Raw genomic sequence first — 20,123 nt, forward strand, 5'->3', positions numbered from 1 at the left:
GTCAGCCCCGCAGGCCCACGGGCTCGAAGGCGTGGTCCTCCGCGAAGGCCGCGTCGGGCACCGCGAAGGCGTCGAGTCCGGCCCCGAACCGGCCCTGCAGGTAGGCGTCGGTGCGCCGGGCCATGCCGGGATCGGCCTCGACCGAAAGACTCAGCGTCCGCCCGTCGCGCTGCGCGGTCACCGCGCCGTCCTCCACGATCACGATCCCGTCCTTGAACACCCGGTGGGCGGCGGAGAACATCGCGGTGCGGTCGGGCTGGTCGCGGTAGACCGCGATATCCGCCCGCGCGCCGGGGCGCAGGTGCCCGCGGTCTGACAGCCCCAGGAGCTTGGCCGGCCCCGAGCGGGTGAGCTGCGCCACCTCGCTGAGGCTGTACTCGCGGGTGAGCGCGTGCAGCCCCGAGCGCTCGGCCGCGACCTTCGGGTGGCTCGCCAGCTCGCGGTCGCGGGTCTCCTTGTCCATGAGGAGGTGGAGGATGCGCGGATAGGCCGTGAAGGGGCCGCCGTTCGGGTGGTCGGTGGTCAGGATCGTGCGCTCCGGATCGGGCGAGAGCAGCATCAGTTCGAGCCCGATGGCGAATTGCAGCGAGGAGGTCGGGCCGCGGTCGCGGTAGCGGAACGGGACGATGCCGCCGCCCTCCGCGTCCCCGGCGTTCACGATCCACTTCTTCGGGCTCGCCCCCTTCCGGCCGGCGAACTGGCGCAGGACGTCGAGCGAGATGGTGCAGGTCTGCCCGAACACCACCTGGCCGACATCGAGGGTGGCGTGGGGATGGCGGGCCAGCGCCTCGGCGAGGCGGGGCGCCGCCGAGGTGAAGCCGCCGCCCAGCGGGTTCTGCGGATCGACCGCCGCGTAGGCGTAGAACTGCGCGTGCGCGAAGTGGATGCGCCGGCCCTCCGCCGCCTCCAGCGTCTCGATGAAGCTGTCGTCGGCGCCCGGCAGGCCGAGATTGCTGCAATGGACGTGCAGCGGATGGGGCACCCCCAGGCTCTCGACGGCGGTGAGCAGCCCGTCGAGGATGTGTCGCGAGGTGAGGCCGTAGGCCGGCACCTCGTCGTCGAGGGCGAAGCGCACCGCCCCGTCCTTGAAGGCCTCGGCGCCGCCCGCGTTGATGACCTTGACCCCGAGCGCCCGGGTGGTGGCGAGGTTGAGCGCCACGAGGTCGCGCACGGCGTTCGCCCCGGCCCGGTCGCGCAGGAGCTGGAGCAGGTGGTCGTCGTTGCCCATCACGCACAGGCCGGCCCGGTCGAGGAGCGGGATGTCGGCGAGTTCGAGCTGGGTCGCCAGCGCGTTCGCGGGCGGCATCGCCGGCTCGACCGCGGTGGTGTAGCCCATGCGGGCGTAGAGCGCGCCGATCTCGGACCCCGACCCGTGCGGGTTGAGGGCGTCGGCGGATTCGGCGAGTCCGAGTTCCGGCAGGAGCAGGCGCGAGAGCACCACGTTGCCGCCCGCGATGTGCGAGTGAACCTCGACGCCGCCGGCCATCACGACGCAGCCCTGCGCGTCGAGGGTGTGGTCGGGCGTGCGGTCGGAGGCCGCGACGATGCGGCCGTCCTCGATCCAGACGTCGCCGACGGCGTCGCGCCCGGCGGTCGGATCGACCACCCGGCCGCCTCGGATACGGGTCAGCATGGGGCGGAGCGCTCCTGGACGGGGTGACCCGTAGGTGGATTCTGGGCAGGCGCGAGGCGGGCGTGAAGGGCGCCGAGCACCGCCGCGGCGGAGGGCAGGGCGGCGGGCAGGGCAGTATCCTGGGCCGCCGGCTGCCACGCGATGGCGGCCCGGCGCGGATGCCAGAGGGCGCCGCCGTGGCTCTCGCCCGGCACGCCGACCGCGATCACCACCTCGGCCTCGCCGCCGGTGACCGGCTCGGCCGGCGTTGCGCCGAGGAGCGCGACGCCGGGCAGCGCCCGCACCCAGTCGGGGCGGGGGCAGGGCAGGGAGGCGAGCCAGAGCGCCGCGTCGGCCTCGCCCGCCGCCGCCTGCCGGGCGGCGTCGAAGCGCCAGGGATCGTGCTCCGGGAAACCGCGGCCGAACCCCACCCGCGGCCCCTGCGCGGTGGTCCAGGCGGCGACCTGCGCGATGGCGCGGCCCTGATGGGGGTCGGAGAGGGGCAGGGCGAAGGCCCGCGTGGTCTCGTTGAGGTCCCGCATGAGGCCGTTCAGCATCTCGGCGCCGAGCGCGCCGGTCTCGGCCGGGTCGTAGAGCAGCACCGCGTAATGGGCGGCGCGCAGCCGCGCCGCGAGGTCGGCGAGCGGCGCCTCGCCGGCCATCCGCCCCGCCGCGTGCGCCCGCAGGAGTCCGATCGCGGCCGGCAGGCCCGCCTCGCCCGCCGCGTAATCGGCGCCCTGGCCGGCGGCGAGGGAGAGGATCGTGCGGGGCGCCCCCGCGGCCCGCCCGCGGGTCGGGCCGGACGCCGCGAGGTCGGCCAGGATCGGTGCGCCGGCGGCGCCCTCGCCCAGGACCAGCACGAGGTCGGCGCGCCCGACTGCCTCGGCCGGGGTGGTGGTCATGGCTCCGCCGGCCGCGAGCGCACCGAGATCGGCGTAGAGGCCGGGCGAGGCGGCGGGATCGAGGGAGGCGCCGAGCGCGCGGGCGAGCCGGAAGGCGGCGCTCAAGGCCGCGACCTCGGCGCTGAGACCGGCGATCACCGGCGCCCGGGCGCCCTGCAGCAGACCGGCGGCCGCCGTGATCGCCGCGTCGGGATCCGCCGCTTGGCCCTTGACCCAGGCTGTCATCCGCCCTCGCAACCCTCGCCGGCACCGGACCGGCTTCCTGATCCGCCGCGGCGTTGCTCGCCGTCCTGTCGCGCGGAGACCGCGGCCGAGCATCGCCCGGGCGGTCCGGCACGTTTGCATCCGGGTGTCCGGGCAGGCAAGTCCCCCTGAAAGTCGGGGCCGGCGGCTTCAGAATTTCTCGGCACCGGCCGCGTTGCCCTGGCGGCGGGCGATGTGGGACAGTCGGTGGCCGTCCTGCCCGAGGCGCGTGAGCGCGCCGGAGACCGTGCGGGCGGGTTCCTCGGGCGCGGGCAGGGGTAGGGGTTGGCGGACGCGGCAGGCACACCGCAGGGGATCGTGCGGGTTCGCGCGCCGGCCCGGCTGCATTTCGGCTTCCTCGATCTCCACGGCGGCCTCGGCCGGCGCTTCGGCAGCATCGGCCTCGCCCTCGACGCGCCCGGCATCGACCTGACGGTGGCGCCCTCCGACCGCCTCGTCGTCACGGGGGACGGAGCGGCCGAGGCGGAGCACGGCCGCGTGCGCGCCGCCGCGGAGGCGGCCGCCCGGCAGCTCGGCGTGCCGGCCGCCGGAGCCTTCGCCCTGCACGACGTGATCCCGGCCCATGCGGGCTTCGGCTCGGGCACGCAGCTCGCGCTCAGCGTCGCGGCCGGGCTCGCGCGGCTGCACGGGGCGCCCTTCTCGCCCGAGGCCTTCGCGGCAATCCTCGACCGGGGCAACCGCTCAGGGGTAGGGCTCGCCGCCTTCGTGACCGGCGGGCTGATCGTGGACGGCGGGCGCGACGCCAGCGGGGCGCCGCCGCCGGTCGTGTCGCGCCTCGCCTATCCGGAGGTGTGGCGCGTGGTGCTGCTGCTCGATCCCGGAGCGACCGGCGTGCACGGCGCGGAGGAGCGCCACGCCTTCCAGGCCCTGCCGCGCTTTCCCGCGGACGAGGCGGCCGAGATCTGCCGCATCGTGCTGATGCAGGTGCTGCCGGCCGCCGTGGCGGGCGCGGCCGAGCCGTTCGGGCGCGGCGTCACCGAGATCCAGCGGCGCATCGGCGACTACTTCGCCCCCCACCAGGGCGGGCGCTTCGCCAGCCGGGCCGTGGCGGCGGCTCTGGCCGAGGTGGAGGCGCTCGGGGTCGCGGGTTTCGGCCAGTCCTCGTGGGGGCCGACCGGCTTCGCGCTCGCCGCCTCGCCCGCGGAGGCGGAGGCGCTGGCGGCCCGCCTGCGGGCGAACCACCCGGCCCTCACCGTGCTGGTGGCGCGCGGGCGCAACCACGGCGCCTCCGTCACGGCGGCCTGAGGGCCGCCCGGAACCCGCCGTCTGCCCGAAAGTACGGATCGAAGGCGGGGCGAGAGCGTGGTTGTTCCGGCCGGACGGCTGCGCTTCCGTCGCCCCGATCAGGAGAGTCCCGTCATGGCCCGCTCGATCCTGCACATGCTCACCCCCCTCAAGCACATGAGCCCGTTCGACGTGAACATGGCGGCGGATGCGGGGTTCGAGGTGCTCACCGCCTACACGGGCGTCGCGCTGGCGGAGGTCGGGCCGCTCGTGCAGGACTCGATCTTTTCACGCAGCCCGCAGGACGGGGTGCGCACCGGCGTGTTCATCGCGGGCAAGAACGCCGAGGAAGCCCTCGACATGATGGACCGGGCGCGCAAGGCGTTCGTGCCGCCCTTCGCCAACCACATCTTCGCCGACCCGGCCGGCTCCTTCACCACCGGGGCCGCCATGGTGGCCCTCGTCCACAAGGCGCTGCGCGAGCGTTTTTCCGCCGGGCTGGCGCAGCAGCGCATCGTGATCTTCGGCGGCGCCGGGGTGGTGGCCTACGTGGCGGCGGTGATCGGGGCGCTGGAGGGCGCCCGCCCGGTGCTGGTCGGGCATGACGGGCAGGAGCGCGTGGGCAAGATCGCCGCCACCATGATGTGGCGCTTCGACATCGCGGTCGAGGCCGTGGACGGCTCCAGCGCCGAGGCGCGCCGCGCGGCCATCGCGGAGGCCGACGTGATCCTGTCGGCCGGCCCCGCCGGGGTGGCGATCCTGTCGGCGGAGGATCTGGACCACGCGCCGAGGCTCAAGGTCGCCTCCGACGTGAACGCCGTGCCGCCGGCCGGCATCGCCGGGATCGACGTCAACGCCGCCTGCGCGCCGCTGCCGGGCGGGCGCGGGGTCGGCATCGGCGCGCTCGCGGTGGGCGACGTGAAGTACCGGACCCAGGCCGGCCTGTTCCGGCGCATGCTGGACTCGTCCGAGCCCCTCTGCCTCGACTTCCGCGACGCCTTTCGGCTCGCCGTCGAGATCGCCGGCTGACGGCGGGATCGGCGGGCCGGGGCATGGCAGGCCAGGGGATGGCGGGGCAGGGGATGGCACGGCAGGGCGATGCGGTCCTGATCGCGGCCCAGTCCGGGCGGGCGCTCGCCGCGGCGGCGCGGCGGGCGGGCCTGCGCCCCTTCGTGGCAGACCTGTTCGGCGACGCGGACACGCTCGCGCTCGCCGCCGCCCACCGCCTCGTGACGGGCCGCTTCGGCGCCGGGCCGGGCGCCCGCAGCCTGCTCGCGGCCCTCGACGATCTCGCCGGTGCGGCCGGCACGCCGCTCGGCGTGGTGCTCGGCAGCGGCTTCGAGGGCGCGCCCGCCCTGATGGCCGCCATCGCCGCCCGCCACCGGCTGCTCGGCGCCGCGCCGGATTGCGTGCGCCGCCTCAAGGACCCGCTGCACCTCGCCGGCCTCTGCGCCCGGCTCGGCATCCCCCACCCGCCGGTCTCCCTCGCGGCCGTCCCGGATCCGGAATCCTGGCTGCTCAAGCGGCGGGGCGGCTCGGGGGGCGGACACATCCGGCCGGCCCCCGCCGGGCCGCCGCCGCCCGGCGCCTACCTGCAGCGCCGCGTGCCGGGGCGGGCGCTCTCGCTCAACATCCTGGCGGACGGGCGCGCCCTGCGGGTGCTCGCCGCGACCGCGCAATGGGCGGCGCCGACGCGGGCGCGCCCCTTCCGCTACGCCGGCGCGGTCGATCCGGGCGACATGCCGGCCCCCGTGCGCGCCGCGGCGACCGCTGCCGTCGCGGCGCTGGTGGCGGAGACCGGGCTGTGCGGCCTCGCGAGCGCCGACCTCGCGGTGGACGGCGAGACGTGGTGGCTGCTCGAGATCAATCCGCGTCCCGGCGCCACCCTCGACGTGCTCGACCGCCGCGCCGCGCCGCTGCTCGCCCGCCACATCGAGGCCGCCTGCGGGCGGCTCGGGCCGGACCTCGTCCCGCCGGCGGATGCGGCGGCGACCCGGATCTGCTACGCCGACCGGACCCTCGAGGGCGTGCCGCCGCTGGCGTGGCCGGACTTCGTGATGGACCGGCCGCGGCCCGGCAGCCGCATCGCCGCCGGCGCCCCGGTCTGCACGGTGCGGGCCGCCGGGCGCGACGCCGCCGCGGCCCGTCACGCCCTCGCCCCTCGTCTCGCGGCCGTGCGCGCCCTCCTGCCCGGTGCCTTCCTGGCGGTGGACCGGGCGCACCCGGCGGGGCGTGCGGGGAGGGACGAGGCGTCCTCCGCCGCGGAGACGGGCTGGGCCGCGGGGTGGTGACGGACGATCCCGCGGAAAAATCCTGGGACCTCGTTCCCAAACCTGATTAGGTCACCGTCCGCCCGCAGCGCCTGCGGCGGCACCTCACCGGACGACGCCCCGAGGGAGATCCCGTCATGAGTTCCACCACCGTCCGCCCGAGCGTCAACGCGCTGGCGACGCCCCTCGTCGAGGCCCTGGTCACCGACGCCCCGCGGCTGCGCCTCGCCGTGACGGCGAACCGCGGCGAGGCCCGCCTCGTCGATGCGGGCGCGGGCGCCCTCGGTTCGATCGAGGCCGGCCGGCGCATCGCCGAGATCTGCCTCGGCGGCCTCGGCACCGTCACGGTGGCGCCCGCCGGCCCGGTGGCCGCGTGGCCCTTCACGGTGACCGTGCACGCGGCCGATCCGGTGCTCGCCTGCTTAGGCAGCCAGTACGCCGGCTGGAGCCTCCAGGACGAGGGCGGCTCGTCCGGCTTCTTCGCCCTCGGCTCCGGCCCCGGCCGCGCCGCCGCCGCGGTGGAGCACCTGTTCGAGGAACTTCGTTACCGGGACAACGCCGCGCAGATCGCGCTGGTGCTCGAATCCGCCAGCCCGCCGCCGGCCGCCGTCGTCGCCCGCGTGGCGGAGGCCGCCAGCGTCAAGCCGGAGGACGTGACCTTCATCTACGCGCCGACCCAGAGCCTCGCGGGCTCGACCCAGGTGGTGGCCCGCGTGCTGGAGGTGGCCCTGCACAAGGCGCACTCCGTGGGCTTCGACCTCACGGCCATCGTCGACGGGATCGGCGCCGCCCCGTTGAGCCCGCCCCATCCGGACTTCATCCAGGCGATGGGCCGCACCAACGACGCCATCATCTACGGCGGACGGGTGCAGCTCTACGTGGATGCGGACGATGCCGCCGCCCGGGGCCTCGCCGAGGCGCTGCCGAGCACGACCTCGCGCGACCACGGCGCGCCCTTCGCGGAGATCTTCGCGCGCTTCAACGGCGACTTCTACGCCATCGATTCCCACCTCTTCAGCCCGGCCGAGGTGGTGGTGACCTCGGTGCGCACCGGGACGAGCCACCGCGCCGGCCGGCTGATGCCCGAGATGGTGGCGCGGTCCTTCGGCTGAGCCGCCCGCAGGGAGGCTGCGCCGTCCCGATCAGGAGACTTTCTCGGATGCGGATCGCCCTCGCGGCCGACAACGGCGCCTGGCACAAGGCGCGCCTGGGCGCGGCGCTGGCCCGGCTCGGGGCCGAGCCGGTGCTGGTCTCGCTCGCCGACGTGACCATCGCGACGGGGGCGGGCGAGCCGCTGCGGGTGCTGGGCTTTTTCGACGGCCTGCCGGACGGGGTCCTGCTGCGCACCATCGCGGGGGGCACCTTCGAGGCGACGACGCTGCGGCTCGGCGTGCTGCACGCGCTGGTGGCCGCCGGCACCGTGGTGTGGAACAGTCCGACCGCCATCGAGCGCTCCGTCGACAAGGCGATGACGAGCCTGCTGCTCGCGCGCCACGGCATCCCGACCCCCGAGACCTTCGTGCTCTCGCGCCGCGAGGCCGCCGCCGCCCTGGTGGCGCGGGAGGCCGGCCCCGGCCGGCCGCTGGTGCTCAAGCCCCTGTTCGGCTCGCAAGGGGAAGGGCTCCAGCTCGTGGAGCGGCCCGAGGAGCTGCCGCCCGAGGAACTCGTCGGCCGCGTCTACTACCTGCAGCGCTACATCGCCCGGCGCGACGGGGCGTGGCAGGATTACCGGGTCTTCGTCTGCGGCGGGCGCGCGGTGGCGGGCATGATCCGCGAGGGCGACGGCTGGATCACCAACGTGCACCGGGGCGGGCGGCCGCTGCCCTGGGCGATCCCTGGCCGCGCCGCCGACCTCGCCGAGGCCGCCGCCCGCGCGGTCGGGGTCGACTACACGGGGATCGACCTCGTGGAGGACGGGGAGGGCGGCTTCCTCGTGCTGGAGGTCAACAGCATGCCGGCATGGTCGGGCCTGCAGCAGGTGACGGCGGTCGACATCGCCGAGACCGTGGCGCGGGGCTTCCTGGCGGCGGTGCGGGCGCGGGCGCCCGGCCCCCGCCTCGTCGCGCAGGGGTGACCGGCCCGATGACGGCCATGACGGACGGGGCGCCCGCCCTCGCGCCGGTGGCGGTGGCGGAGGCCTACCGGGCGGCCTGCCGGGCCGAACTGGCGGCGCTCAAGGTCGGCAACGTCCACGTCTACGCCGCGGGCCACCGCATGACGCTCGCCGATTTCGAGGCGAGCGCCGCGGTCTCGGCGGGCCCGCTCGCGCGGGCGGGCGCCCGGGTCGGGGCGCGGGTCGAGGGGGCGGTCGCCGCCACCCTCGCGCGGGTGGGCCAGAACACCAACCTCGGCATCGTGCTGCTCTGCGCGCCGCTCGCCGCCGCGGCCGAGCGGCCCGGCCCCCTGCGGGAGGGCCTGCGCGCCATCCTCGGCGGGCTCGACGCTGAGGATGCGGCGGGCGTGTTCGCGGCGATCCGGCTGGCCAATCCCGGGGGGCTCGGGCGCGCGGCACGCCACGACGTCGCCGCGGGCGGCCCGCCGCCGCCCTTGGGCGAAGCGATGGCGGAGGCGGCGCCCCGCGACCGCATCGCGCAGGCCTACGTGAACGACTTCGCCGACCTGTTCGAAACGGGTCTGCCGGCCCTCGCCCGCGCGCGGGCGCAGGGCCTCGCCGAGCCCTGGACCACCACGGCCGTCCACCTCGCCTACCTCACGGCCTTTCCCGACAGCCACATCGCCCGGAAGTACGGCCCCGCGCGGGCGGAGGCGGTCCGGGCGGAGGCGCAGGCGGCGCTGGCCGGTCTCGCGCTGGGGGAGGGGGCGGTGGAGGCCCTGATGGCCCACGACCGGCACCTCAAACAGGCCGGTCTCAATCCCGGAACCAGCGCCGATCTGACCGTCGCGACGCTCTTCCTCGACATGCTGCTGCGCAGCAAAGCCGGCGAAGTTCCGAAGGTTGAACCGACCGAAAGGCAACCTGCCAATAAGTCCTAATCGGACCCTCGGCTGGTGCCGCCAATATTGGCGAAAATCGTGATGCTCCGCGGACTTGGCGGCTTGTTCGATGTCCGGCACCGCTGTAGGGTCCGCGCGCTGTCCGGGTAACCGGTTCGGCGCCAGCCGGACGCCGCAACAAGGATGGCGGGTTCAGAGCTGCGCCCGTTTGGGGAGCGGCTGATTTCATCGACTCCTGGGAGAAACCCCGCATGGCGACGATCAACAAGGTGATGGTGGGCGAGGCCCTCGTCGGCGACGGCAACGAGGTCGCCCACATCGACCTCATCATCGGCCCGCGCGGCAGCGCCGCCGAGACCGCCTTCTGCAACAGCCTCACCAACAACAAGCACGGCTTCACCAGCCTGCTCGCGGTGGTGGCGCCGAACCTGCCGTGCAAGCCCAACACGCTGCTGTTCAACAAGGTCACCATCAACGACGCCCGTCAGGCCGTCCAGATGTTCGGCCCGGCCCAGCACGCCGTCGCCAAGGCCGTGCAGGATTGCGTGTCGGAGGGCACCATCCCGGCGAGCGAGGCGGACGATCTCTACATCCTGGTCGGCGTGTTCATCCACTGGGAAGCCGCCGACGACGCGAAGATCGAGAAGTACAACTACGAGGCCACGAAGCTGTCGATCGAGCGCGCCGTGAAGGGCTCGCCGACCGCCGCCGAGGTCACGCAGCAGTACAAGACCGCGCAGCACCCCTTCGCCGCCAACGTTTCCTAGACAGGAAACCGTCCGGAGCAGCACGCGGCCCCACCGCCGCCCCCACCGCCTCCACCGAAGGGGCTGTTCCAGCGACTGGCCTCCATCTTCCTCGGACGTTGACGCGATCTTGCGGGAGGGCTTCGGCCCTCCCGTTCCGTTTGGGGGATCGCGACGCAGGCGGCACGGAAGCGCCCACGGCCGTCATACCCTTCCCTTTTCCCGGACGACTGAAACGAAGTGGAAGGAGATCCGGGACCCAGGAAAGATGTGCCGCGAAGCGGCTCCGACTCTCAGCACCGTTGCCAAGGCAGATGCTTCGCGACGTCTTGTGCTGGCTCCCGGATCTCCTTCCGCTGATGCTGCAGTCGTCCGGGACAGTGGGAGTTCCGGCACGCAACGTCGTGGCAAGACCCTGTCGTCGGTGTCGGCTTCGGCAAGCTGGTGAACGCCACGCGCAGACCATTGCCGGCCGCCACACCGTCAGCGACCGTGCGCGCCGGTCCGAGCCCGCTACTGCCCGGCAGGAGCCTGGATACGGGCGACGAGATCGATGTCGACGCCGACATCGAGGCCGACCCATTGACCCGAGGCCCAGGCCCCCTGACCGACGCCGAAATCGGTCCGCACCAGGGTGACGCGGCCGGTGGCCCGCGCCTGCCCGCCGTCCAGATCCAGGTGGAACGGCAGCGTCAGAGGGCGGCTCGCCCCGCGGATCGTGAGCGTGCCCACCGCATCGTAGTCCCCGCCGCCCCTGGCGACGAACCGCGTCGCCTCGAACCGGGCCTGCGGAACGGACCTGACGTCGAACCAGTCCTTCTGGGGCAGGGCCTGATCCCGCTGCGCATCGCCCGTCCGCGCGCTGGCGAGGTCGATCAGGACCGTGGCGCGGCCCGCCTCGGGCTTCTCCGCATCGAAGGCGATCCGGGCCTCGAAGCGCTCGAAGCGGCCGCTGAAGGCCGTCCCGACCTGAACGCCGGAGAACCGGATCGAGCTGCGGGCCGGGTCGACCGCCCAATCGGCAGCGAGCGCCGGCAGCGCGGCGCCGAGCAGCACGGCGCTGTGCAGCGCGACGGCCATGCCGAGCCGGAGACCAAGAGACATCATCGGGTCGTACCCATGGGTTCGGAGCGCGATGGAGCCGCCGGAAGAGGCAGCATCCGGCGCAGGGTGTCGTCGCGCAGGATGAGGTGATGGCGCAAAGCCGCGGCCACGTGGAGGACTAGGAAGGCCGTCAGCAGCCACGCGCCGTAGGCATGCACCCGCTTCACCACGCCCTCGGCCCAGGCCGGATCGGAAAAAACCTCCGCCAGCGGCAGGTGCGGCCAGGGGAGGGCGCCGAACAGCACCGTCGGGATGTTGAACGGCGAGAGCGAGACGACGGCCCAGCCGGTCAGCGGCAGGCCGACCAGCAGGAGGTAGAGCAGGACGTGGGTCGACGAGGCCGCCCAGCGCTCCGGCCGCGGCATCGCGGCCGGGAGCGGGGGTGCCGGATGGGCCGCGCGCCACGCGAGCCGCAGCGCGGTCAGGGCCAGGGCCGTGATCCCGAGGGACTTGTGCCACTGGTAGAGCTCGAACTGCCGCATCGGCGCCAGGGCCGCGTGCGTCATGACGAGGCCCATCCCGATCAGGACGAGCACGCACAGGGCGCTGGCCCAGTGGAGCAGGATCGCCACGATCGAGTAGCGCCTGCCGCGCGCGGTGGCGGCCATGATCGCAGATCCGGTCAGTCGCGGCGCTCGAACGCGCCGTCGATCGTCAGTTGCAGGTCGTCCCCGATCATCGGCAGGTAGGTCTTCACCCCGTACTCGGAGCGCTTCAGGACGCCCGTGGCCTCGAAGCCGACCGTGACCTTCTTGTTGAGCGGGTTCACGCCCGCGCCGACCAGCGTGACGTCGAGGGTGACGGGCTTGGTCACGCCGTGCAGGGTCAGGTCGCCGGTCACCTTGGCCTTGTCCTTGCCCACGGGCGCGACCTTGGTCGAGACGAAGGTCATCTCCGGGTACTTCGCCGCGTCGAGCCACTGCTCGCCCTTGAGCTCGCCCGTCAGCTTGGCGCTCGTGGTGCTCACCGACTCGACCGGGATCCTGATCGACAGCGTCGCGGCGGCCGGGTTCTTCGGGTCGAGTTCCAGGGTGCCGGTCACGCCCGAGAATCCTCCGGCGTAATGCGAGAAGCCGAAATGCGAGACCCGCCAGCCGACCTGGGTGTGGCCGGGATCGACCGCGTAGGTGCCGGCCTGGATCTGGGCCGGATCGCGGGTGGCCATCTGGGCGAGGGCCGGCCCGCCGACGAGGAGGGACAGGACGAGGGAAGAGGCGAACAGGGACTTCACGAAATGTCTCCGGAACCACGACAGGCGGAATGCGGCGTCGGGTGCGCGACGCGGGACCGCGTGGCATAGGCCGGGGTGATAGCCTGCTTTCGGACGAAGCTTGAGCCCGCCAATAGGCACCACATGGTTGCGAGATCGGAAACCTTCGGCGGGAGCCTCGACGATGTGCGCGCCTTCTGCGCCGTGGTCGATCTGGGCACGGTCACGGCGGCCGCCGCGAGCCTGCGCGAGACCAAGGGCAGCGTCAGCCGCCGCATCACCCGGCTGGAGCGGGCGCTCGGCGCGACGCTGATGGCACGCACCCCGCGCGCGATCTCACCCACGGCCGAAGGGCTCGCCTTCCATGCGCGCGCCCAGGAATGCCTCGCCCTCCTCGACGAGGCGGTCGAGACCGCGCGCGACGCCCGCACGGTGCCGGCGGGCCACCTGCGGGTGACGACCTCGGTCGATTTCGGCATCGAGGTCATGCCCGAGATCATCGCGAGCTTCCGGGAGGCCTATCCGCAGATCACCGTCGAGATGTTCAACACGGACGCGCGGCTCGACCTCGCGGCCAACCGGATCGACCTCGCGCTGCGGCTCGGGCGGGCCGAGGAGACGGGCTACCGGGCCGCCCTGATCATGAACCTGCAGATCGGCCTCTACGCGGCGCCGGCCTATCTCGCCCGCCGCCCGGCCCCGGCGGGCTTCGCCGACCTCGCGCAGCACGACCTGATCGTCGCGCGCGGGCAGCCGAGCGGCGGCCCGCTCACCCTCTCGGACGGCACGGGCGGGACCGAGAGCGTCCCGATCGACCCCGTCATCCGGGCGGGCGACTACGCCACGGTCCTGCGCCTGACGCTCGCCGGGGCCGGCATCGGCTACATCCCGAGCCTCGTGGCCGCGCGCGCGGTCGAGACCGGCGCCCTCGCGCGCGTGCTCTCGCCCTGGGCCGCCCGGACCGGGTCGCTGCGGGCGCTGAGCCTGGCGGGCCGGGAATTGCCGGCACGGGTCCGGGTGTTTCGCGAGCACGTGAGCATGGCGCTGCGCAAGCGCTTCGCCGTCGAACCGGACCGGAGCTGAGAGGGCGACGCTGCCGCCTCACTCCTCCAGGAGCGCCGCGTGCTCCGGCCGCAGATGCCCGTCGTGGAGCGCGCTCGCCACTAGCACCCCGGCGGCGCCCGCCGCCCGCAGCGCCCGCAGGTCGTCGGGCCCCCGCAGGCCCCCCGCCGCGTAGACCCGCAGGCCCGGCGCCCGCGCCCGCAGCGCCGCGACGCCCGCGAGGTCCGGCCCGCTCCCGCCGCCGACCCGCGCGAGGTTCATCGCGATGACGTCGGGAGGCCAGAGCGCCGGGTCCTCGTGCAGGATCGCCGGGCCGAGGGGCAGGCCCGCCCGGCTGTCGAGGGAGAGCACGGCCCGCTCGCCGAGATCGCGCACGAGGTCCGGACCGGTCTGGCTCTCGCTGCCGAGCACCGGCCGGCCGAGCCCGGTGGCGAGGAAACCCGCGACGCCCTCATGGGTGGCGAAGCCCGCATCGACCCACAGCTCCACGCCCGGACAGGCGGCCGCGATGGCGGCGAGCGCGCCGCGATCCGGCGCCGCCCCGTCCATGATCGCGTCGAGATCGGCCACGTAGAGGCGCCGCGCCGGCCACGCGGCCAAGAGCCCCCGGGCGACGTCCGCGGGCGCCGCTCCCGGGCTCAGCGGGGTGACGATGGGGGCGTAGGCGTGGCGCTCGCCGGCCTTGGCGCGCACCACCCGCCCGTGCCGCAGGTCGAGCACCGGCACCACCGCGAACGGGCTTGCGTCGGGCCCCGCGCTCATGCCACCCCGGCCCTCGATCCACGCCCCACCGGAACCCCGCCGTGCCCGCTCCGCATTTCCCGGCCTCCATCCATCGCGTCATCGGCTGGGACCTCGGCGGGGTGCATGTCAAGGCGGCGCTGGTCGAGGACGGCCGGGTGCGCGCCGTGGTGCAGGCGCCCTGTCCGCTCTGGCGCGGCCTGCCGGCCCTGGACGAGACCCTCGCCGGCCTGCCGGACTGGGCGCGCACCCCCGCCCGCCACGCCGTGACCATGACGGGCGAACTCACCGACTGCTTCGCCGACCGGGCGGACGGCGTGGCGCAGATCGCCGCCTGGGCGGCGCGGTGCCTGCCCGGCCCGGTGGCTTTCTATGCCGGGCGCGCCGGGTTCGTGCCACCCGACGGCGCGCCCGGGGCCGCCGCGGACATCGCCAGCGCCAACTGGCACGCCACCGCCGCGCTCGTCGGCCGCGCCCTGCCGGCGGCGCTGCTGGCCGATATCGGCTCGACCACCGCCGACCTGATCCCGATCCGCGACGGGCGGCCCGCGGCGCAGGGCTACAGCGACGCCGAGCGGCTGGAGACCGGGGAACTCGTCTATACGGGCGTCGTGCGCACGCCGCTCCTCGCGCTCGGCGCCGTCGTGCCCTTCCGCGGCCGGCGCACGGCGCTGATGGCCGAGACCTTCGCGACCACGGGAGATTCCTACCGGCTGCTCGGCGACCTGCCCCCCGAGGAGGACCAGCAGGACACGCCGGACCTCAAGGGCAAGTCGGTCCCGGAGACCGAGACCCGCCTCGCCCGGATGATCGGCCGCGACCGCCACGAGGGCGGGCTGGCGGACTGGCGCCGCCTCGCCGGCCACTTCGCGGAGGCGCAGCTGCGCCTCCTGCACGACGCGGCCGCCGTCATCCTCTCGCGCGGCGACCTGCCCGACGACGCGCCCGTGGTCGTCTGCGGCGCCGGCCGGTTCCTCGCCGCGCGGCTGGCCGGGCGGCTCGGCCGTCCGGCCCACGATCTCGCGCAGGTCCTCGCGCCGCACCTCGCCGGCGCCGGCCCGGACTGGACCTCCGTCTGCGGGCCGGCCGTGGCGGTGGCCCTGCTGGAGGCCCGGTCCGGCTGACACCAGGCCGTCCCCACGCCATCGCAGGAAGGAGCGCCCCATGCCCGTCACCCTCCACACGCCGAAGCCGAGCGACCTCACGGAGGCGGAGATCGCGCGCTGGCGCGCGGTGCCCGTCGCGGTGGCGGTCGATCTCGGCGGAGAGATCGGGCAGATCGACCCGGCGATCCGGCCGCTGCGGCCGGCCGGGCAGCAGCCGCGCCTGTTCGGGCACGCGGTGACGGCGTGGTGCGAGCCGCCGGATTTCGGGGCGGTGCTGTACGCCCTCGACCGGATCGGCCCCGGCGACGTGCTGGTGATCGCGGCCGGCGGCCGGCCGGAGACCGCGATGATCGGCGAGATCGTGGGCGGTCACCTGCGGCGGCGCGGCGGGACCGGCCTCGTCTGCGACGGCGCGATCCGGGACGTCGCGACGCTCGCCGCCTGGGACGACCTGCCGGCCTTCACCCGCTGGATCACCCCGCGCGGCCCGGCCGCGGCCGAGCGCGGCGCGGTGAACCGCCCGGTGGTGGTCGGCGGCTGCCTCGTCTCGCCGGGCGACCTGATCCTCGGCGACGACGACGGGCTCGCGGTGCTGACGCCGGCGGCCGTGCGTGCCCGCATCGGCGACGCCGAGGCCAAGCTCGCCCGCGAGGCCGAGTGGGAGGCGAGCCTCGGGGGCGGACGCTCCATGCGCGAGACCTTCGCCCTGCCCGAGCCGACGGCGGGGTGAGGCCGGTCCCGGCTGCCTGTTCCCGGGCCACGCCGCGTCTCCGGTGGGCCGCCGGGCCGATGCCCTCAGTGGAAGTGTGTGCCGCCGTTGATGTCGAAGATGGCGCCCGAGGCGTAGCCGCCGCCCGCGCCGCAGAGGAAGACGGCGGTCGCGGCGATCTCCTCGGGCTTGGCCATGCGCTTGAGCGGGTAGAGCTGCGGGTCGTAGCCCTTGCCGGCGGTCATGCCCGTCTCGACGGGGCCGGGCGCGATGCCGTTGACCAGCACGTTGTGGGGGGCGCCCTGCCGCGAGAGCCAGCGCACGAAGGCGTGGAGCCCGCCCTTCGAGAAGGCGTAGTGCGGCCCCGAGCGGATGCCGCCCATCCAGCCGGCCACCGAGCCGCACAGCACGATGCGGCCCTCGGCCCTTGCGATCATCCCGGGCAGGAAGGCGCGGGTGAGGTTGATCGGCCCCTTGACGTTGGCGCGGATGACCCGGTCGAGCGCCTCGTCCCACTCCTCCGCCATCCAGTCGTCGAAGGGCGCGATGGCGGCGGCGTCGATCAGGCCGTAGACCGGGCCGACCGCCTCGGCCATGCGCGTCACCGCCTGCCGGCAGCCGGTGTCGAGGCTGTGGATCTCGGCGGCTCCAGCGAGAGCGGGACCGAGGCGGCGCGCCGTCTCCTCCTCCGCCACCACGTCGACCAGGACGAGCCGCGCTCCCTGCCGGGCGCAGAGCCGCGCCGTCGCGCTGCCGATGCCGCCGGCGGCGCCGGAGATCAGGATGCGCCGTCCGGTCAGGTCGAAGGGCGAGGCGTCCGGTGCGGTCATGGCCGTCCTTCCAGGGTCGCGAGTGCGGGCTCAGCGCGCCGGGCGCATCCCGCCATAGGTCGAGAGATGCGCCCCCGCGAGCCAGCCGGCATCGACTGGCAGGTTGATGCCCGTCACCGCCGCCGCGTCGTCCGAGAGCAGGAACGCGACCCCGCGGCCGACCTCCTCGGGCGCGACGAGGCGCCCCAGCGCCGCCGCCTCGGTGAGGAGGCTCGGGTCGCGCTGGCCGCGGTCGATGGCGGCCTGGAGGGGCGGGGTGGCGACGTAGCCGGGCGAGACGGCGTTGACCCGCACGCCCGAGCGGCCCCATTCGGCCGCGAGGCAGGCCGCCATGTGCACCACCGCCGCCTTCGAGGGCGCGTAGGCGTGCAGCGGCGCGGTGCGCCACGCGGTGACGGAGCCGGTGATGACGATGCCGCCCCGGCCGCGCCCCGCCATCCGGGTGCCGGCCGCGAGGCACGAGACGTAGACGCCCCGCAGGTTGACCGCGATGATGCGGTCGAACTCGGCCAGCGGCAGGTCCTCGGGCCGGCCGCCCGGCTGGATCAGCCCGGCATTGGCGACGAGGGCCTCGACCGGGCCGAGCCGCCCCTCGATCTCCGCGAAGGCGGCCTGCGTCGCCGCCTCGTCCACCACGTCGAAGGGCACCGCCTCGGCCTCGATCGGGCCGGCCGCCGCCCTGGCCCGCGCGGCGTCGATGTCCGAGATCACCACCCGCCAGCCGCGCCCGGCCAGCACGCCCGCGGTGGCGAGTCCGATCCCGCTCGCGCCGCCCGTCACCAGGGCGACCCGGCCACGTCCCTCGTCCCGTTCCATGGTCGTCTCCCGATGCGATGGATGCTCAGACCGCGAGGTAGCGCTGCGTGATCGCGGTGTTGCCGCGCAGATCCGCGATCGGTGCGCGGTAGACCACCTGCCCCTTGTCCACGACGGTGGCGTGGGTCGCGATGTCGAGGCAGAAATGCATGTTCTGCTCGGCGAGCAGGATGGTGACGCCCATGTCGCGCAAGGAGCGGATGAGCCGGCCGATCGCCTGGACGATGATCGGCGCCAGCCCCTCGGAGGGCTCGTCGAGGAGCAGGATGTCGGGGTTGCCCATCAGGGTGCGGGCGATGGTGAGCATCTGCTGCTCGCCCCCCGAGAGGCGCCCGGCCATGCGGGTGCGCATGCCGGCGAGCAGCGGAAAGACCTCGTAGATCCGCGTCAGGGTCCAGTGCGCATCGCCCCGCGGGCCGCGCTTGGCGCCGACGATCAGGTTGTCCTCGACGGTGTGCTCGGGAAAGACCTGCCGGTCCTCCGGCACGTAGCCGATGCCGGCGCGCGCGATGCGGTAGGGCGCGCGCCCCGAGACGGTCTCGCCCGAGAGCACGACCTCGCCGCGCTTGGGCGGCGCGATGCCGGCGATCGCCTTGAAGGTGGTGCTCTTGCCCGCGCCGTTGCGGCCGAGCAGCGCCATCGTCTGGCCCTTCTCGACGCTGAGGTCGAGGCCGAACAGGATCTGGCTCGCGCCGTAATAGACGTCGGCGCCGCGCACTTCGAGCATCGCCGCCATCTCAGGCCTCCCCGACCGTCTCGGAGAGACCGTGATCGGTGCCGAGATAGGCGTCGATCACGTCCGGGTTGCGCCGGATCTCGTCGGGCGTGCCCTGCGCCAGCACGGCGCCGTACTTCAGGACGTGGATCGTCTGGGCGATCTTGAAGACGATGTCCATGTCGTGCTCGATGAACACCACCGTCATCCGCTTGGCCTCCCAGAGCGCCTGAACCTTGCCGATCATCCGCCAGCGCTCCTCGGTCCCCATGCCGGCGGTGGGCTCGTCGAGGAGCAGCACCTTCGGGTCCATCGCCAGCGCGAGCCCGATGTCGAGGAGCTTCTGGTCGCCGTGCGAGAGGTTGGCCGAGAGCACCTCCGCCTTGGGGCCGAGCCCGAGCAGGTCCATGATCTCGTCCGCCCGCGCGCGGGCCTCCGCCAGCGGAAAGCGCGCCAGCACCCGCCAGGAGCGGTGCTGGTGGGAGATCACCGCGGCGGTGAGCGCCTCGCGCACCGTCAGGCTCGGGAAGAGCGAAGCGACCTGGAAGGCGCGGGCCATGCCGCGGCGGACCACCTCCAGGCTCGACAGGCCGACGATGTCGGCCCCGTCGAACAGCACCCGGCCCTCGTCGGGCCGGATATGGCCGGAGATCAGGTTGAAGAACGTGGTCTTGCCCGCCCCGTTCGGCCCGATGATCGCGGTGAGCGAGCCGTCGGGAAAGTCGATCGAGACGTCGCGGGTGGCGCGCACGCCGCCGAAGGACTTCGAGAGGTGCTCGACGCGCAGCATCACACGGTCCTGCTCTTGACGAGGGCCTCGGGCACCTGGCTCTCGCGTCCCTGGGTCTCGTGCCCCTGGGCCGCGGCGGGCAGGCGGCGGGCGCGGCGGTCCTGCCGCCAGTCGTGCAGGTAGTCGGCGAGGCCGCGGCGCAGCCCCAGCACGATCAGCAGGATCACCGAGCCGAGCACGAGGCCGTGGTACTCGGTGTAGATCGTCACGTAGTGGTTGAGGGTCTGGAGCAGCAGCGTGCCGACGAGCGGCCCGAGGAAGAGCTTCATGCCCCCGAGCATGATCATGAAGATCGCCTCGCCCGAGGTGGTCCAGAAGGCGAATTCCGGGTAGGCGCCCGAGACGAACAGCGCCAGCAGCACCCCGCCGACGCTCGCCATCGCCCCCGCGAAGACGAAGATGCCGAGCTTCATCAGGACGACGTTGACGCCGAGAAAGTTGGCCCGGGCCGGATTGTCCCGGATCATCCGCAGCGTGTAGCCGAAGGGCGATTGCGACACCTGCCGCATGGCGACGATGCACAGGACGAACACCACCACGCAGGCGCCGTAGAGCGTGCGCGCGTCGTTGAGGTCGAGGCCGAGGATGGGCGGGCGCGGGATGCCCCCGCGCAGGCCCTGGTCGCCGCCGGTCAGGCTCACCCAGGTCACGATGATGCTGTGGATGAACATCTGGAACGCCAGCGTGATGAAGGAGAAGTAGATCTCCTTCAGCCGCACGCAGATCGCCCCGATGACGAAGGCGAGCAGCGCGGTGCCGCCGACCGCCGCCAGCGCGGCGACCGGGATCGAGACCTGGCCGGACTGCATCAGGAGCCCGAACACGTAGGCGCCCGAGGCGAAGTAGGCGGCGTGCCCGAAGGACACGAGCCCGGTGAGCCCGACCAGCAGGTTGAGCGACATCGCGAGCAGCCCGTAGGCGAAGAAGTAGATCAGGAAGTCGCGCAGGGCCGGCTGCGGAAAGACGACGGGCACCGCCAGGAGCACGAGGAGGGCGGCGAGGGCGAACGCGAGGTCGCGGAGGAGTCCGGGGCGCAAGAGATCGGAGCGCAAGTGATCGGAGCGCAT

Annotated in this window: 21 protein-coding genes; 10 read left to right on the forward strand and 11 right to left on the reverse strand. The window is 74.3% G+C overall.

The features are described from left to right. Position 1 precedes the first annotated feature (1 nt). Together ACKUB9_RS05185 and ACKUB9_RS05190 are read right to left on the reverse strand one after the other, a co-directional pair. Positions 2-1,633, reverse strand: coding sequence for a formylmethanofuran dehydrogenase subunit A (locus tag ACKUB9_RS05185; protein ID WP_407520014.1), 1,632 nt, complete (start codon positions 1,631-1,633; stop codon positions 2-4). After that, positions 1,627-2,739 (reverse strand): formyltransferase, encoded by a 1,113-nt coding sequence (locus tag ACKUB9_RS05190; RefSeq protein ID WP_407520015.1) that lies wholly within the window; start codon positions 2,737-2,739, stop codon positions 1,627-1,629. The genes ACKUB9_RS05185 and ACKUB9_RS05190 overlap by 7 nt, the downstream gene beginning before the upstream one ends. Before the next feature lie 333 nt (positions 2,740-3,072). Here ACKUB9_RS05190 and ACKUB9_RS05195 point away from each other — a divergent pair, with 333 nt between their 5' ends. The 7 genes from ACKUB9_RS05195 (at position 3,073) to fae (ending at position 9,994) form a co-directional block, all read left to right on the forward strand. Beyond that, a complete protein-coding gene (locus tag ACKUB9_RS05195; RefSeq protein WP_407520093.1) occupies positions 3,073-4,023 on the forward strand; it encodes a beta-ribofuranosylaminobenzene 5'-phosphate synthase family protein in 951 nt (316 codons plus the stop codon). A 114-nt stretch (positions 4,024-4,137) separates the two neighbouring features. Next, on the forward strand, positions 4,138-5,031 hold the full coding sequence (locus tag ACKUB9_RS05200; protein WP_407520016.1) for an NAD(P)-dependent methylenetetrahydromethanopterin dehydrogenase: 894 nt from the start codon (positions 4,138-4,140) through the stop codon (positions 5,029-5,031). Between the two features lie 23 nt (positions 5,032-5,054). Further along, complete coding sequence (locus ACKUB9_RS05205) at positions 5,055-6,293, forward strand: ATP-grasp domain-containing protein (protein ID WP_407520017.1); 1,239 nt, start codon at positions 5,055-5,057, stop codon at positions 6,291-6,293. Between the two features lie 116 nt (positions 6,294-6,409). Then, positions 6,410-7,384 carry a methenyltetrahydromethanopterin cyclohydrolase gene (gene mch, locus ACKUB9_RS05210; RefSeq protein ID WP_407520018.1) on the forward strand — a complete coding sequence of 325 codons (975 nt, stop codon included), beginning with the start codon at positions 6,410-6,412 and terminating at the stop codon, positions 7,382-7,384. A 47-nt stretch (positions 7,385-7,431) separates the two neighbouring features. Further along, positions 7,432-8,346, forward strand: coding sequence for an ATP-grasp domain-containing protein (locus ACKUB9_RS05215; RefSeq protein WP_407520019.1), 915 nt, complete (start codon positions 7,432-7,434; stop codon positions 8,344-8,346). A 17-nt stretch (positions 8,347-8,363) separates the two neighbouring features. Beyond that, entirely contained in the window at positions 8,364-9,266 is a 903-nt protein-coding gene (locus tag ACKUB9_RS05220) for a triphosphoribosyl-dephospho-CoA synthase (RefSeq protein ID WP_407520094.1), read from the forward strand. Positions 9,267-9,478: 212 nt separating this feature from the next. Beyond that, on the forward strand, positions 9,479-9,994 hold the full coding sequence (fae, locus tag ACKUB9_RS05225) for a formaldehyde-activating enzyme (protein WP_238233316.1): 516 nt from the start codon (positions 9,479-9,481) through the stop codon (positions 9,992-9,994). Between the two features lie 492 nt (positions 9,995-10,486). Here the strand turns inward: fae and ACKUB9_RS05230 are convergent, their stop codons facing one another. Genes ACKUB9_RS05230 through ACKUB9_RS05240 form a run of 3 tightly spaced genes read right to left on the reverse strand, consistent with a single transcriptional unit; the run spans position 10,487 to position 12,308 of the window. Then, the gene (locus ACKUB9_RS05230; protein WP_407520020.1) at positions 10,487-11,080 is read right to left on the reverse strand and encodes a YceI family protein; all 594 of its coding nucleotides are present in this window, start codon (positions 11,078-11,080) and stop codon (positions 10,487-10,489) included. After that, complete coding sequence (locus ACKUB9_RS05235; RefSeq protein WP_407520021.1) at positions 11,077-11,685, reverse strand: cytochrome b; 609 nt, start codon at positions 11,683-11,685, stop codon at positions 11,077-11,079. The genes ACKUB9_RS05230 and ACKUB9_RS05235 overlap by 4 nt, the downstream gene beginning before the upstream one ends. 14 nt (positions 11,686-11,699) lie before the next feature. Further along, positions 11,700-12,308: a YceI family protein gene (locus ACKUB9_RS05240; RefSeq protein ID WP_407520022.1), complete on the reverse strand. Its 609-nt coding sequence runs from the start codon at positions 12,306-12,308 to the stop codon at positions 11,700-11,702. Positions 12,309-12,431: 123 nt separating this feature from the next. Between ACKUB9_RS05240 and ACKUB9_RS05245 the strand changes: the two genes are divergently transcribed. After that, positions 12,432-13,370: a LysR family transcriptional regulator gene (locus ACKUB9_RS05245; RefSeq protein WP_407520023.1), complete on the forward strand. Its 939-nt coding sequence runs from the start codon at positions 12,432-12,434 to the stop codon at positions 13,368-13,370. A gap of 18 nt (positions 13,371-13,388) precedes the next feature. Here ACKUB9_RS05245 and ACKUB9_RS05250 read toward each other — a convergent pair whose 3' ends face one another. After that, a complete protein-coding gene (locus tag ACKUB9_RS05250) occupies positions 13,389-14,111 on the reverse strand; it encodes a HisA/HisF-related TIM barrel protein (RefSeq protein ID WP_407520024.1) in 723 nt (240 codons plus the stop codon). 41 nt (positions 14,112-14,152) lie between these two features. Between ACKUB9_RS05250 and ACKUB9_RS05255 the strand changes: the two genes are divergently transcribed. Together ACKUB9_RS05255 and ACKUB9_RS05260 are read left to right on the forward strand one after the other, a co-directional pair. Then, a complete protein-coding gene (locus ACKUB9_RS05255; protein ID WP_407520025.1) occupies positions 14,153-15,214 on the forward strand; it encodes a hydantoinase/oxoprolinase family protein in 1,062 nt (353 codons plus the stop codon). Positions 15,215-15,254: 40 nt separating this feature from the next. Beyond that, positions 15,255-15,926 carry an RraA family protein gene (locus tag ACKUB9_RS05260; RefSeq protein ID WP_407520026.1) on the forward strand — a complete coding sequence of 224 codons (672 nt, stop codon included), beginning with the start codon at positions 15,255-15,257 and terminating at the stop codon, positions 15,924-15,926. Between the two features lie 65 nt (positions 15,927-15,991). Here ACKUB9_RS05260 and ACKUB9_RS05265 read toward each other — a convergent pair whose 3' ends face one another. Genes ACKUB9_RS05265 through ACKUB9_RS05285 form a run of 5 tightly spaced genes read right to left on the reverse strand, consistent with a single transcriptional unit; the run spans position 15,992 to position 20,123 of the window. Next, complete coding sequence (locus ACKUB9_RS05265; protein WP_407520027.1) at positions 15,992-16,735, reverse strand: SDR family NAD(P)-dependent oxidoreductase; 744 nt, start codon at positions 16,733-16,735, stop codon at positions 15,992-15,994. A gap of 30 nt (positions 16,736-16,765) precedes the next feature. Continuing rightward, positions 16,766-17,551: an SDR family NAD(P)-dependent oxidoreductase gene (locus ACKUB9_RS05270; protein ID WP_407520028.1), complete on the reverse strand. Its 786-nt coding sequence runs from the start codon at positions 17,549-17,551 to the stop codon at positions 16,766-16,768. A 25-nt stretch (positions 17,552-17,576) separates the two neighbouring features. Further along, positions 17,577-18,287 (reverse strand): ABC transporter ATP-binding protein, encoded by a 711-nt coding sequence (locus ACKUB9_RS05275; protein WP_407520029.1) that lies wholly within the window; start codon positions 18,285-18,287, stop codon positions 17,577-17,579. A gap of 1 nt (position 18,288) precedes the next feature. Next, entirely contained in the window at positions 18,289-19,056 is a 768-nt protein-coding gene (locus ACKUB9_RS05280; protein WP_407520030.1) for an ABC transporter ATP-binding protein, read from the reverse strand. Beyond that, complete coding sequence (locus tag ACKUB9_RS05285) at positions 19,056-20,123, reverse strand: branched-chain amino acid ABC transporter permease (RefSeq protein WP_407520031.1); 1,068 nt, start codon at positions 20,121-20,123, stop codon at positions 19,056-19,058. The genes ACKUB9_RS05280 and ACKUB9_RS05285 overlap by 1 nt, the downstream gene beginning before the upstream one ends.

The organism is Methylobacterium oryzisoli, assembly GCF_046557895.1.
In the GTDB taxonomy this organism is placed as follows: Bacteria; Pseudomonadota; Alphaproteobacteria; order Rhizobiales; family Beijerinckiaceae; genus Methylobacterium; species Methylobacterium oryzisoli.